This window comes from Verrucomicrobium sp. BvORR106 (assembly GCF_000739655.1).
Taxonomy (GTDB): Bacteria; Verrucomicrobiota; Verrucomicrobiia; order Verrucomicrobiales; family Verrucomicrobiaceae; genus Verrucomicrobium.
The window spans coordinates 15885-31057 of the sequence record NZ_BATR01000025.1; the positions used below are offsets into that span (position 1 = coordinate 15885).

The 15173-nt window shown below is 62.1% G+C and carries 7 protein-coding genes; 5 read left to right on the plus strand and 2 right to left on the minus strand.

Translation table 11 applies throughout. The annotated features are described in order from the left end of the window. Positions 1-125 precede the first annotated feature (125 nt). Positions 126-1598, plus strand: coding sequence for a YdiU family protein (locus tag BV106_RS04470; RefSeq protein ID WP_038161104.1), 1473 nt, complete (start codon positions 126-128; stop codon positions 1596-1598). A 463-nt stretch (positions 1599-2061) separates the two neighbouring features. On the opposite strand, the gene BV106_RS04475 is transcribed toward BV106_RS04470, so the two are convergent. Together BV106_RS04475 and BV106_RS04480 are read right to left on the minus strand one after the other, a co-directional pair. Beyond that, positions 2062-3435, minus strand: a complete 1374-nt coding sequence (locus tag BV106_RS04475) for an SGNH/GDSL hydrolase family protein (RefSeq protein ID WP_038161108.1) — start codon at positions 3433-3435, stop codon at positions 2062-2064. Positions 3436-3502: 67 nt separating this feature from the next. After that, positions 3503-4963, minus strand: a complete 1461-nt coding sequence (locus BV106_RS04480) for a hypothetical protein (RefSeq protein WP_051945055.1) — start codon at positions 4961-4963, stop codon at positions 3503-3505. A 384-nt stretch (positions 4964-5347) separates the two neighbouring features. On the opposite strand from BV106_RS04480, the gene BV106_RS35035 reads away from it, so the two are divergent. The 4 genes from BV106_RS35035 to BV106_RS04500 all read left to right on the plus strand — a co-directional run bounded on the left by BV106_RS35035 (position 5348) and on the right by BV106_RS04500 (position 14599). Further along, entirely contained in the window at positions 5348-10954 is a 5607-nt protein-coding gene (locus BV106_RS35035) for a BACON domain-containing carbohydrate-binding protein (RefSeq protein WP_051945058.1), read from the plus strand. A 388-nt stretch (positions 10955-11342) separates the two neighbouring features. Next, positions 11343-12194, plus strand: coding sequence for a lipopolysaccharide kinase InaA family protein (locus BV106_RS04490; protein WP_265595330.1), 852 nt, complete (start codon positions 11343-11345; stop codon positions 12192-12194). A 55-nt stretch (positions 12195-12249) separates the two neighbouring features. Continuing rightward, positions 12250-13215 carry a hypothetical protein gene (locus BV106_RS04495; RefSeq protein ID WP_038161114.1) on the plus strand — a complete coding sequence of 322 codons (966 nt, stop codon included), beginning with the start codon at positions 12250-12252 and terminating at the stop codon, positions 13213-13215. Positions 13216-13228: 13 nt separating this feature from the next. Further along, positions 13229-14599 carry an adenylosuccinate synthetase gene (locus tag BV106_RS04500; RefSeq protein WP_038161117.1) on the plus strand — a complete coding sequence of 457 codons (1371 nt, stop codon included), beginning with the start codon at positions 13229-13231 and terminating at the stop codon, positions 14597-14599. Positions 14600-15173 lie beyond the last annotated feature (574 nt).

The following is a 15173-nucleotide window of genomic DNA, read 5'->3' on the forward strand; positions in this document are numbered from 1 at the left end:
GACCATCTCAGGGGCCTCTATCCGGCCCGACGCCATCGGCAGTCCCCGCTTATCCGTTGGCGGCGTAAGTTCTCTCGCGTAAAGCACGCTTGCCGCCGCTCCATCCTGCCCCCTCCCTGTGATCAATGCCCAGCCCCGATTCCGCCTCCTCCACCCGCTCTTCGACCGCCGGTTGGCACCTGGAACATTCCTACGCCCAGCTTCCTGAGGCGTTTCAGATCGCCTTCCAGCCCACCCCGGTGCGGCAGCCGAAGCTGGTGATCCTGAACCGGGCCCTGGCCAATGCTCTGGGTCTGGATGCAGCTCAGTTGGACCACGCACCGTGGTTCTCCGGCAATGAACAGCCACCGGGTGCCCAACCCCTGGCCCAGGCCTATGCAGGCCACCAGTTCGGCAACTTCACGATGCTGGGAGATGGCCGCGCGATCCTGTTGGGCGAGCAGATCACCCCGAAGGGACAGCGTTTTGATATCCAGCTCAAAGGCTCCGGCCAGACGCCGTTTTCACGCCGCGGGGATGGCCGGGCCACGCTGGGCCCCATGCTGCGGGAGTACGTCATCAGCGAGGCCATGCACGCCCTGGGCATCCCCACCACACGCAGCTTGGCCGTGGTCACCACCGGAGAGCTGGTGCGACGCGATGGGATGCTGCCCGGAGCCGTCCTCACCCGGGTGGCGGCCAGTCACATCCGGGTCGGCACCTTCGAGTACGCCGCCGCACGTGGCGAAAAAGCGCTGCTCCAGGCGCTGGCGGACCACACCCTGCAGCGGCACTACCCTGACGCAGCAAACGCCTCCCAGCCCTATCTGGCCCTGTTGCAGGGCGTGATCGAGCGTCAAGCCGCGCTCATCGCCCGCTGGCAGCACGTGGGCTTCATCCACGGCGTCATGAACACGGACAACATGGCCCTCTCTGGCGAGACCATCGACTATGGACCCTGCGCCTTCATGGAGGCGTACGATCCCGCCACGGTGTTCAGCTCCATTGATCACCAGGGCCGCTACGCCTACGGCAGGCAGCCCTTCATCGCCCAGTGGAATCTGGCACGGTTTGCCGAGGCTCTTCTGCCGCTGCTTGATCCCGTGGAGGAGAAGGCGGTGGAGCTGGCCAACGATGCCATCATCGGGTTCGAGCCCATTTACAAGCAGCACTGGCTCACCGGCATGCGGGGCAAGCTCGGCCTCCTCACAAAAGAAGATGATGACCTGTCTTTGATCGAGTCCCTTCTGAAATGGATGCAGGAAACTCAAGCCGATTTCACCAACACCTACCGGGCTCTGTCGTCTCCAGGTTCCGCATCCCTCTCCGCCGACCCGGCCTTCCTCGCCTGGCACCAGCGCTGGCAGGAACGTCTGGCCCGCCAGCCGCAGACGGCAGAAGTGGTTCAGGAAATCATGCGCTGGCACAATCCCGTGGTCATCCCGCGCAATCACAAGGTGGAGGAAGCCCTCACCGCCGCCGTGGAGCGTGAGGACCTGGGAGTGCTGGAGCGCCTGCTGGCCGTGCTGGCGCAGCCGCATGAATACGTGCAGACACCGTCGGAGGAGTACCTCGTGGGCTCACCGTCGGGTGACTACCAGACGTTTTGCGGGACGTAGGGGGGTGGGGGGCGCGGCGTTTTGATCCTCGTCCTTGTTCACGCCTGAAACTCCCTCACGGGTGTTTGATCACCGACCACCCATCGCCCCTGTAGTTGTCGACGTAAGGAGGCACTAGCTGAAGCGTCTGCGGTCTGACCCTCGCTCCAAGCCATCAAGCACGACTGCTGCATGGGCCTGCCTCCTTAACCGGCTGGCAGAACGCTGACCAACAAAAATCGTTGCTACCAGCAGGCGAAAGCGGCGTCGAGCCGCCAGCACTCCAAGACACTGGCGTGCGACAAGCATGAGCCAGAGCGTCTCGAACCTCAACCGCGATTGGGCCGTCATCAGCTCAACACCACCAACCTCGCGAAGCGTCTTGGAGTGCGTGTGGCTCGACGCCGCTTTGGCAGCACTAGTGATTCCCTAGAACCTATGCCACCCGGCAGCGCCCCTGTCATCCGCCTTCGCGACTCCACCTTCACATCCCTCCCCGCGGCGCCGCGCCTTCCACGATCACCAGTTTCTGAATGTAGAACGGCACCTCCGTGGTGGGCGGCTTCGCAAAGGCACGGAAGATGCCGACGAATGCAAGACTGGCCTCGGCTGGCACCGCGCACCCGGCCATGACGATCCATTTCCAGTTGTCCCGGGCGAAGAGGGTGGATCCCGTCACCTGATCGCTGGAGTTGGTGGTGAACTTCACCTGGATGTCCTGCTCCGCACCCGCCGGGACATAACACAGCACCGCCACGCTCACCTGCTTACCTCGAACTCTGGCCAGTGCCTCACCGGTGATGCTGATCTGGAGGCCGTCGTTCTGCGTGGTGCCGGTCAGGGCCAGGGAATACGGTGCGCCGCCAAAGGTGTGGACAGTATCCTTCTGCACCTTCGCATTCTTGATGGGTCGCCATTTGTCGGGCAGATCCCCCGTCCAGTTGGACAGGTCACCATTGGCTACCAGCGGATCCGCTGGAAGGTTTACCCAGTTCGTGATAGGCACCTTTGCCTGCGGGGTCGTGGCCGTCCATGCAGTGGTCAGGGCCTGGGTGATCAGTTCGTACCCTTTGGCATTGGGATGCACGTTGTCCTGATAGAATTCCGCCGCCCGTTTCCTTTCGATGAAAGGCGAGTACCCATCCACCAAGGTCAGGCCCGGCATGGCCGCCGCGGCCGCCAACCACCAACTGCGCACCCGCTCATAGCCATCGTTGTCCCGCCAGGGATTTTGAATAATGGCGGCCTGCGGCACCTGTGGGAACTCCAGTCCCACGCGACCGATGGGAGCCAGCAGGCTGCCGCATCCATAAGGATAGTCCTTGGGCTGAAGATTGGCCTGATGGTTGTGGCCGTGATTCCAGAGGACCAAGTCCGGTGCCTTTTTCTGAAGCGGTGCCATCACATTCGCCCAGCGGGAGCCATCCACCATCGCCTGGGCAAAGGCACCCGGCAGCACGGCATTCAGGATCGTGAGCGTGGCCTTTGATCCCCCCTTCCCTTCTGCGATCACGATCGGTTCTTCGCGGTAGTTCCTCGGTCCCGTGGGGGCATTCGTCACCCACTCCGCCCAGTAGTGCTCCACCACCCGATAGCCGGGATACTGCGCTGCCAGCCAGCGGAGAAAACGCCGCAAACCCGAGTCGTCCCGGTAGCCGGTGCTGTCGGAGATGATCAGCAGCGTGGCCGATTCCCCGCCTGCCAGTTTCTGCTTAAGCGGTGAGAAGGCGTTCACAGACGGCACTCCACCCGCAGGGCTCGTCGCCGGGTTCTCGCCCAGCAGGCAGCCGGCGGATGCCGCCAAACCATAGGTCAGAAAAGTACGACGGGGGAACGATGGAAGGGAACAGCGGCTCATGGGAACAAGGTGGATGCGCAAAATACACAGGAGCAGATCCTGACCTCCTGCAAATGGATCTCGACTCTTACTTGGCAGGTGTCAGCGGCGGCCGGTGCACCCGGAGTTCCCCGATCGAGCTGGCATCCTGGGTGATCTCCAGCGTGTGCTTCCCATGGGGCAAACCTTGCACCAGCCAGATCCACGAAGGCGCGTGAACCTCCGAGATCGTTTGCAGCCCCACCTTCTCCAGATAGCGCGGCTCCGCCTTCCACTGGATGGTCAGGGTCTCGGGCACAGGCTTCACCTGGGCCAGCATCAATGCATAGGGGATGCCCCAGCTCTCAGGTTCGATCACCACCCGACCAGAGTTCGAGACAAAACGCTGATCGCTCCTGCCACTGCCATCCGGACCGGTCTTGGAGCCGATGAGAGTGAAGGTGAACTTCATCTTCTTCGGATCCTCTTCTGCATCCGCCCGCTTCACCTCCAGCGTCCAGTCCTCCAGCAGCAGTGGGGTCTGGGATCGGATAGGGGCAATTGCGGGCCACTTGACCGGGCCCTTCCACTTGCCGCCCGGCCAGGCGAGGGCTCGTGTGAACCCTCTCAGAGTGGGAATTTCCGTAACGGGCAGGCCGTCAATCCGCAGCTTCTCCGCTGTCAGGTTTGACGCCCCCTGGATCGGCACTTCCACCGCTGTCCCCTCGAACTCCAGCTTCAGTGAATCGCCCCGACGCACTGGCTGGCCTGCGGTCACCCAGCCCTCGGCAGGAGATGGGCCCAGCTTGGGGTCATAGCGCAGGTACGCCTTCACGCATTCCGCCATGAGATACTCCCCGTGGGCATTGAGGTGCACATTGTCCCTCAGGAGGGCCTTGGGTTCCAGCCGGTTGTCCGCGAGATACTGCTTCCAGATGGCCCGCTGGTCGCAGAACTCCGTGCCGTACTTCCTGGACAGCGCCGGCAGCCAGTTGTGGTTCATGAAAGAATCCCAGTTCCCGCTCTGGATCGGCACCTTGCCAGGATCCATCTCCTCGGTGAGATGCTCGGTCTTGGTCACGTGATCATTCTGCTGCAGGATCTCCGCCGTGGTGCGCTCACGCACCATGCGGAGGATGTCCTCATACTTGTCGTGTGCCCCGTACACGTGAAAGATGAGCAGATCCGGCTGGAAGGGCACCACATCCGTCTCCACCGTGCGTGAAAGCAGCTGCGAGGCGTACCCTGCCAGCGCGAGGTTTTCCACCACCAGATTGGCATGAGGAAAGCGGGCCTTCAGGTCCTCCGTCACCAGCCGGGTCCAGCCCTGCTCGGTGATGCTCTGCCCGTAGAACAGGATCCGGACGTTGTTGCGCTTCTCCGGGGTGCTCTCCGCCAGCAGGCGCATCGCCCGCTGGATATTGCGACCTTTCCCCGTCATGTCCGGCAGCTTTACGGGTGGGTAGTTCTCTGCCGCGAGCGCCCCTCCCACCGCCAGGGCGGCAAACCATGCGGCAGCAAATCCCGCCAGGGGGCGGATGGACCAACGGGGAACAACGCGGGAAATCATGGAACCCACAACGCCCGGCCACCCTCAGTCCTTGGAGAAATTTTGACCCTTCGATTGCACCTCCAACTCCATCAGGGGCGGCCTGATAGCCCCCTGGCGAGATACGAGGTTCTGCCGTCGCAGCGAGCAACGCCGCGTTGTCTAGGTTTGAGCAAGACAGGGCAAATTTTGCTCATCATGTCCGCCACCAGCAGGCATTCATCGGCCTTTTCATGGGCACCCAACAGGATGATCACTGACAACTATGCGATGGGCGAGGTAACAACTTTTCACCTTGCAACCATTCAATAGCCAAACTAATCAACCCGCCTCCTGCGGCCACGATGCCCGGGCAAAAGTGTCGAAGCATGCCTCGGCAATTTGTCTCATTCAGAAAGAATCCCCATGAAATCCCTCCGCCATTGGCTCCTCATACCTTTGCTGCTCAGCGTATTTGCCGCTCTGGGCTCGAACCTTGCCCGTGCGAATGCGCTGATCTATGCGCCCAACACCTCCAGCAATCGGATCGACGCCTTTGTGGAGGGACAGGCAGGGGTGGGCATGACTATCGACCTCACCGTTCAGCCGTCCGGCATCGCGCTGGACAGCGCCGGAAACTGCTACGTCTCCTCCGGCAGCAACACGGTCAGAAAGTTCTCTCCCACAGGAGCGGATCTGGGCACGCTTCCCAGCACAGGGCTGAGCTTTCCGGCGGGGATGGCCTGTGACACTGCGGGCAATCTCTATGTCATCAATTCGGTCAGTCGCTCCATCCGGAAGTTCTCTGCTGCCGGTTCTGACCTCCTCAACATCGTCGCGGATACCGGGCTCGTCGCTCCCAGAGGCATGGCCCTCGACGGCTCCGGCAACCTCTACGTCAGATTCAGCGGGAGTGGGGTTGTCAAAAAGTACAATTCCTCGGGAACCGAATTGCCCGTTTTCCTCAACCTGAGCGCGACCGTCATCAACGGCGTGGCCGTCGATGCGGCAGACAACGTTTATGTCAGCTACGGCAGCACCATCCGGAAATACTCTTCATCCCAAGTAGACCTGGGGACCTTCGCCACCATGCCGTCCAGCGGCATCGCCAATGCTCTCGCTATCGACAGTGAAGGCAACGTTTACGTTTCCGATGGCGTCACCCGGACCATCCGGAAATTTTCCGCCGTCGGAGTGGATCTGGGAGTAGTCGCCGATCCCAGCACCTACCTCGCGCAATATCTCGCACTCCGTCCATTGAGTCGGTCACTGGCTGCCTCATCGGTGATCGTGGGCCCTTCCGCCGGTTCAGCGAGCGCCCCCCTGGTTTCCTCCCCAGCGACCGCCCAGTGGACCGCTGTGGCCAACGACGGGTGGCTTCATGTGGATCCTACCGGCACGGGCAGTGGCCCCGTACCTGTAGCCTTCGATGCCAACCCCGGCCCCACCCGTACCGGCACCGTCACCATCGCCGGCCAGACTTTCACCGTCACCCAGGCAGGAGCCGGATATGTGGAAGCCCAACCCCTCATCCCCCTGGCCTCCACAGGGCTGAAGTACCCTTTCACCGTGGCGGTGGACGGCACAGGCAACGTGTACATTGCCGATGCCAATAACAACGCGGTCAAGAAATGGACCCCGGCCACCAACACCGTGACGGACGTGGTCACAACCGGACTGTTGACGGTCGATGGTGTGGCCACTGATGCCGCAGGCAACGTGTACATTGCGGATACAGGCAACAACGCGATCAAAAAATGGACGGCTCCGGCTGGTCCCGTCACCACCCTGGTTTCGACCGGATTGCACAATCCCTACGGTGTGACGATGGATGCACTGGGCAACGTGTACATCGCAGACACCTCCAACAACGCCATCAAGAAGTGGACCGCCGCCACCCAGACCGTGAGCACGGTGGTGTCCTCAGGACTCAGCTTCCCCACGGCCGTAGCGGTGGATGTCTTTGGCAATCTGTACATTGCTGACACTGGCAGCAACAGCATCAAAAAGTGGACGGCCACGACAGGCACCGTGACGTCCCTCCTTGCCTCAGGACTCGACAACCCCAGCGGCGTCGCCGTGGACGTCTTCGGCAACGTGTACATTGCCGACAACGGTCACAACGCGATCAAAAAATGGTCTTCCGCGACGCAGGCCATCACGGTCCTGGCAGCCTCCAATCTGAACAGTCCGCAGGGTCTGACGGTGGATGCCGCAGGGAATGTCTATGTGGCGAACTCCGGAAGCAACGCCATTGCGGCCATTCCCCGCGCCTTTGTGGATGTCTCGGGGAACAACGTCCCCGCCACATCGGGGACAGGTGCCTTGTCGGTGGTCCTTCCTGCTTCCACGAACCTGCAGCCCCCCTTCACTCCCACGAGTGGCCAGCCGTGGCTCACCGTCACTGGCGTGACTGCAGGCGTGGTGAACTACAGCTATACCGCCAACGCCGGGAGCAATGGCCGGACGGCCCACATCAACCTCCTGGGGCAGCAGGTGCCGGTTCATCAGGCAGGCCCTACCCCCACCATCATCGCCAGCAGCACCAATGTGGACGCCGATGCCAACACCTTCACCATCCAGGGCACCGGCTTTGATCCGGTGGCCAGCGGGAACATCGTCATACTGAGCAACGGGGCCATCGGCGTAGTCACCTCCGCCACCCCCACCAGTCTCACGATCACCCTGACCACCAAGCCCACCAGCACCGGCCCCATCACCGCCTCCGTGGTGGTGAATGGCGTGGCCAGCGCCGGCAGCGTGCAGGTGGCCACCATCCAGGCCGTCAACACGCTGACCGCCCCAGCCCTGCTGGTGGGCGCAAGTGGCGGTGCCAAAAGCATCACCCTCGTCACCACACCCAGCACCGCCGCGTGGTCGGCCACGGCCAATGCGGCCTGGCTGCATCTCACCACCGCCAACGGCACTGGCTCCACGAACGTGATCTTCACGGTGGATACGAACGGAGGGGCCCCGCGCAGCGGGACGCTCACCATCGGTGGAAAGACCTTCACCGTCACCCAGGCAGGGGCCAACTATGACCTCACCACCGTGCCCTTCACTGTGACCGCGACCGGACTGGCTGATCCCAGCGGCGTGGCCCTGGACAGTACCGGCAATCTCTACATCGCCGACTACACCAACAACCAGGTGAAGAAGTGGACCCGCTCCACCAAGACGGTCTCCATCCTCGACACCACTACCGCCGAGCTCAACGGTCCCACCGGAGTGGCCGTGGATGCACTGGGCAATGTGTACATCGCGGATTCCAGAAACAACCAGATCAAGAAGTGGTCGCCCGCGACCCAGACGGTCAGCATTCTCGACACCAGCGCCTCGCCCCTGCTCAGCCCCTATGGCGTCGCAGTAGATACAGCGGGCAACGTGTACATCGCCGACAGCGATCACAACGCCATCAAGAAGTGGACCGCAGCCACCGGAGCCATCTCCACGCTCGCCGGAGGCCCGATCAGTGAGCTCAACGGCCCGCAAGGACTGGCGGTGGATGCAACCGGCAATGTCTTCATCGCCGACACGCTCAACAACGCCATCCAGGTCTGGTCTCCGCAAACGCAAACCCTCACGGTGCTGGCCACGGGCGTGAATCTCCCGCGCGGCATCGCGGTGGACATCTCTGGCAACGTGTATGCGTCCACCTTTGATCACACCATCTTCAAGTGGACCGCCGCCACCCAGACCGTGAGCGCGCTGGGCACCGGGCTGAACCGGCCCTTCGGCATGGCCACCGATGCTCTAGGCAATCTCTATCTCGGCGATCAGGGAAACAACGCGGTCAAAGAACTGGCGAACGCCTACGTGAGTGCCGCGGCGGTCTCCAAGGGATCTTCCGCAGGCTCGGATACTCTGGTGTATCTTCCGCTGAACCGCGAACTCACCGGACCCTTCGCCCCCACCAGCAGCCAGGCTTGGCTGACCGTGGACAGCGTCGCCAATGGTGTGATCTCATACAGCTACACGGCCAACACCGGTGGCCCACGCACTGCCTACCTCAGTGTGTTGGGTCACCAGATCACGATCACCCAGGGCCCCGACATCATCGTCAACTACAACAGCGGCACCCTGGCTGCCAATGCCACCACCCTGACGATCCAGGGCAGCGGCTTTGACACCGCCACTCCAGGAAACAACATCGTCTATTTCAACAACGGCGCGACGGGTGTTGTCACCGCGTCCACCGCCAACTCCCTCACCGTCACCTTGACCTCGCCTCCCACCAGCGCTGGGGCACTCACGGTTGTGGTGGAGTCGGGCGGCAGCTCCAACGGGGCGCCGGTGCAGGTCGCCATCGTGCCCCTGGCGCTGAGCACCTACAACCTGCTGTTGGACAATGCCGCTGACTCCGACACCGTGGTGATCTCCACCGCCGCGACGGAGACCGCCTGGGCCGCCTCCGATGACGCAATCTGGCTTTCCCTCCCACTCACCAGCGGGTCAGGCAGCACGAGCTTCAAGCTGGCCTTCAGCGCCAATGCGGCGGCCACCCGCACCGCCACCGTCACCGTCGGTGGCCTGACGCTTAGCGTGACGCAACCGGGTTCGAGCCATCAACCCGCCACCGCCGTGCCCACGCTGGTCGATACAGAGGGGTTGAACTTCCCTGCGGGTGTCGCCGTGGATCGCGTCGGCAATGTGTACATCTCCGACTACGGTGACGATGTGGTCCGCAAGTGGAACCCCGTCACCGGAAGGCTCACCACGTTGAACACCTCTGCCGCCCCGCTCGACGGTCCGCAAGGGCTGGCGGTGGATCATGCTGGTGCGGTGTACATCGCCGACTCCCTGAACAACCAGATCAAGCGGTGGTCTCCGGTGAACAACTCGGTGAGCATCGTGGACACCAGCGCCTCACCCGTCAATGAACCGGTGGGCGTGGCCGTGGATGGCACGGGGAATCTCTACATCGGGGATTCCGGAAACGGTGCTGTGAAGAAGTGGGATGTGATCACCCACCAGATGACTGTTCTGGCCCATAGTCTGAACACCCTCCAGGGCGTGGCCGTCGATGCAGCGGGCAATGTGTACTACACCTATGGCAACACGAACGGTCAGGTGGCCATGTGGAAGGCGCAGACTCAGACCATCACCCCGCTCATCACCACCGGCCTCAATGTACCCCGCGGGCTGGCGGTGGATGTATCCGGCAACGTGTATGTGGGGGACACCTCCAACAACGTGGTCAAAGTCTGGCAGGCCCGAAACCAGACCGTAACCACGGTGGTACCGGGACTGAACTCACCCTTCGGCGTGGCAGTGGACGGGAATCGCAGCGTGTACGTCGTTGACCAAGGAAGCCAGTCCATCAAGTCGCGCCCGCGCGCCTTCGTGGACACCACCCCGCAGAACTTCTCCGCCGCGGCGGGGGCTAGTACGCTCTCCCGCGTGCTACCGCTCAACCAGAGCCTGCTGGAACCCTTCGCCCCCACGAGCAATCAGTGGTGGCTGCAGGTGGACGGCACCGTGAACAGTCTGATCAACACCTACCAAAACATCAACCTCACCGGCACCACACGCCTTGCCCAGATTGGGGTACTGGGAGTCAACATCCCTGTCACCCAGCAATCCGGCGGCACCGGTATCGGGGCGTGGCGCACCCTCTGGTTCGGCAGCTCCGCAAACTCCGGCAACGGTGCCGACACCGTGGATCCCAACAACAACGGCGTTCGCAACCTGGTGGAGTACGCGCTGGATGGTGACCCCACCGGCAACACCACCGGAGGAGATGTCCTGCCAGTGCTCTCCATCAGCAGTGGCAACAAACTGCAGATCTCCTTCTACCGGTATCTGGATCGCACGGATCTCACCCTCACGGTGCAAGCCAGTGAGAACCTGACCACCTGGACCGACCTCGCCCAAAGCGTGAACGGAGCCGCGTTCACCGTGATCACCGCCGGCACGACAATCCATGAAACCGGCACCGAAGGCTTCCGCACCGTCACTGTTGAAGACCTCTACCAGATCTCAGATCCTACTCATCCGCGCCGCTTCATGCGGTTGAAGGTGACAGGGCCTTGATCGCTCTCACTGCCATAACTCACGGGCACGCCGATGGAGATCATTGGCGTGCCCGTTTTGGTTACCAGAATGGATAACTTCGGGGCTACGAGGCGGCGCAGATAAAACTTCACTTGCCTTTGCAGGAAGGTTGGCGATTTTAAGGAGCAAAACCAACCCCCAACATGAATTCAACGGTGCCGGCCCCTGGCCCGGAAACATTGGCTTTGAATTTGATTTCGGTGCGCAAAATGGCACCCACGGTCTCTGGCGGCCCGGACCACCTTCCACGTTACGGAGGGATCGACTGATGGCGTGGGTGGCTCTCAACTGCCCTCAATGCGGAGCCCCGCTCCCACGCGTGGCCATCTGGCGCTCGGTGAAATGCGGCTCGTGCGGCGCACTCATCATGCGAACCACCGCGATGGTGCTGCGCGACACTTTTCGCCAGGCCTTGCGGCGCGCCCGCCAACAAACGGGCGCCCTGGGTGGGGACATCACGTGTCGGGGTGAGAACTATCACTTGATGCAACAACTGGGACGTGGCGACGTCTCGCTGGTGCATCTGGCCCAGCGAGTCGGGCCCATGCCCTTCCTCGCTACGGTCAAACTCTCGTCCTCGCCCAAAGCCGCCGCACTCTATGCAAGAGAGGCGGAAGTGTTGCGCGAGCTTCACTCCATGGAGGCGGGCTCGGCCAGTGCCTACGGTCTGCAGCATCTGCCGGTGGTCATCGCCCAGGACGTATTGGAGAGCGATGGAGATGGTCTGCGTCAGGCTCTGATCCTGCGGCATCCCAATGGCTTCTGGGGCAGCCTGGCAGCTCTCAGTCAGCGCTATCCGAATGGGCTGGATCCACGCCATGCGGTCTGGATCTGGCGGAGACTTCTGGATGTCTTGCACTACCTCCATGCCAATGGCTGGGCACACGGAGACATCCGACCCGAACATGCTCTGGTCCATCCTGCCAACCACGGCGTACGCGTCATCGGCTGGGCCTCTGCGAAGAACGGTGCCAGCGCCAGGGAAAAGGCCCAGGACCTGCAACACAGCGCCCGCGTGGTGCTGGTGCTGCTCTGTGGCACCAGCGAGCGGACGGCCCTCTCCGGATTCGTTCCCGAGCCTCTCGCCCAACTGGTCTTGCAGGCATGTCAGGACGAGGACTTCTGCTTTCAGCAAGGAGCCTCCGGCTTGGACGGCTTGTTGCGGACGGCCGCTCGATCCACCTTCGGACCGCCAGCCTTTGTGCCTCTGCACGTCTGATCCAGACTTCTCCTTTTTTCAGTACAGCAAAACCCACCCCAACCACAAAACACCCATGGGCTACGGAAACTACTCACATGCCGCCCACGCCGCACTCACCGCCGGTCGCGCTCATCAGTCGCGTACCGAGGTCTTCAGCCAGACACGATGCCATGCCCTGATGAATCCCAAGGGACTCAAGGTGCGTGAATGCCGTGACAGCGCCGATCACCCGAATTCCCTCGGGATTGCGTTCGCCCTGGATGTGACGGGTTCCATGGGGGACATTCCGCACCTGCTGGCCAAGCAGGAGCTGCCCACGCTGATGAAACTCCTCACTGGATGCCAGGTGGAAGATCCCCAGCTGATGTTCATGGCGATCGGTGATGCCACGTCGGATCAGGCCTCGCTTCAGGTGGGCCAGTTCGAGAGCACGGCAGAGCTGATGGACCAGTGGCTCACCTGGAGCTACCTGGAAGGCGGAGGCGGTGGCACAGGTCACGAGAGCTATGAGCTGGCTTTCTATGTGGCGGCGCAACACACCGACATGGACAACATGGTGAAGCGCAAGAAAAAGGGCTATCTCTTCCTCACCGGAGATGAGCTGCCTTATCCCACAGTTTCGCGTCATCAAGTGGATGCGCTCCTCGATGAGAAGCTTGATGAAGACATTCCCATTGAGGAGGTCATCGCTGCCGCCGCGGAGTCCTACCACCTGTTCTTCCTGATCCCGGATCTGCAACGCGCCAAACGCTGTGAGTCGCGCTGGCGTCAGCTTTTGGGGGACCATACCATCTGCATGGAGTCGCCATCGGACACCTGCGCCGTGGCCGCCTCCATCGTGGCACTCACGGAAAAGCGGATCCCCAGCCTGGATGCCCTGGCGAAGACGCTTGGCGAGAATGGTTTCCAGCGTGACCGCATCAGCGCCACATTGCGTGCCATTCAGGACTACGCGGCCGTGTTGCACCTTGGGCCCTCCAAGAGCTATCACGCGCCCGTGACTTCGGGAGGCAGTTGGTGGAAGCGACTGTTCGGCTGATTCCCGTCTTCAAGTGAGCAGCACCCGCTTTGCTTCCGTGCTGGGCCTCGGCTTCGGCGACTGTGGAAAGGGACACTTTATTGACGTCCTGGCCAGGCGCTGGCAGGCACACACCGTCGTGCGCTTTAACGGCGGCGCCCAGGCCGGGCACAATGTGGTGACCCCCGCGGAAGCAAGACTGCCAGCCCGGCACCACACCTATTCCCAGTTTGGCAGCGGCACCTTCGTCCCGGGGGTGCGGACGCTGCTTCTCGACCCCGTGGTGGTACATCCCACCGCCCTGCTGGTAGAGGCGGGAGTTCTAGGTCAAACCGGGATCGATGACGCCCTGCCGCGGCTCACCATCGATGCCATGTGCCGCGTCACCACGCCCTACCATCAGGCTGCCGGGCGATTGCGGGAGCTGCTGCGAGGTGCCACGGCACATGGCACCTGTGGTGTGGGTGTGGGCGAGACGGTCCGCCACTCCCTGGAGCACCCTGACCAGGTGCTGCGCTATGGTGACTTCTCCAGTTCCAACTCCGCAAACCTTCATGCGCAACGGGACAAACTCTCGGCCATTCGCCAGTCCATTCGAGAGGAGTTTGAACCACTGGTGCAGGCCATGCCTGTAGAAAGCGTCACCGACGAGTTGGCCATTCTTCGTGACGAATCTCTTCCCACCACCTGGTTGAACCATTGTCGCGCGCTGGCCCGCCAGTGCCCTCCTGCGTCGGCCTCCCAGATCCATGAGCAACTGACACGTCCCGGATGCGTGTTGTTTGAAGGGGCCCAAGGCGTGCTGTTGGATGAGTGGCGGGGCTTTCATCCTCACACCACCTGGAGTTCCACCACAGCCCACGCCGTCAATCACGTGGCCTCGCGCTATGGGGTGCAGTCGGACATTGAACACTACGGCGTGTTGCGCAGCTACCTCACTCGTCACGGCATCGGTCCCATGCCCACACACGATGCCACTTTGGATGCAATCTTTCCCGAGCCCCACAACCACGCAGAGGGCTGGCAGGGCCAGTTCCGTCGCGGGCACCCCGATGCAGTACTGCTTCGCTACGCCCTGGAGTCTGCGGGTGCACTGTCTGGCCTGCTCATCGGCCACCTGGATGTCTTCGAGCGCGATGTCAAATTGAAGTGGTGTGAGCGCTATGATGGCCTGCCTGATGCAGCAAACTCGTGCGAGCGCCTGCCTTTAGGCGAAATGGGAGACCTCGCCCACCAGGAGAAGCTGACGGAATGGCTCTATCAAGCCCAGCCCCAATACGCTGAAGAGGCAGTGACATCTGCAGCGGCGTTGTTGGAGCGAATCGCCGGTGTCACCGATGTGCCGGTGATTTTGCGTTCCTACGGCCCGACCTCAACAGAGGTGGTGAGTGGGGAGGGCAAGTAGTCGCCTGTCGGAGATTCGATTCGATGGTGATCACCTAGAACCCAGCCCCAGCAGCAGAACCCCTGACACCGCCATCCATCAGCCCCCTATGCCCACAACAGTCCCCGCAAATCCTCTCTGCCCCATCCCGAACGATCCCGGTCGTAGTTGACGACGTGAGGAGACACTAATTTCCCGGTCTATCACGCCGCGGCAGGAAGCGGAGCCAAGTGGCCAAGTTATCCGCTGGGTCGGGCGGCAGCAGGGCGTTGGACAGGCGGATATCTGTCGCGTCATCCTCACCACAGACGCTTCAGTTAGTGCCTGCCAAGGAACCTGAGGAGCTGACGTGGGGGTGTTGATGGCGGTGGGGAGGAAGCGGATGCTGTCGGCTTTCCCACCTGATCATCTCCTGCGGAGGTCCCCAAGGTAGACTCGCTTAGGGCTCGTCCAACCTTGGGCTGTGCTACAGATCCCATACTGGGATCTACTTCGGTCTGAGGCGGGCATCTCAAGGTAGTTCCTTGGCACCCCCGCAAACGTGCACGTTTGGTCCGTTCTCCTCACGTCGACACCCACAACCGCCTTTGGGAGT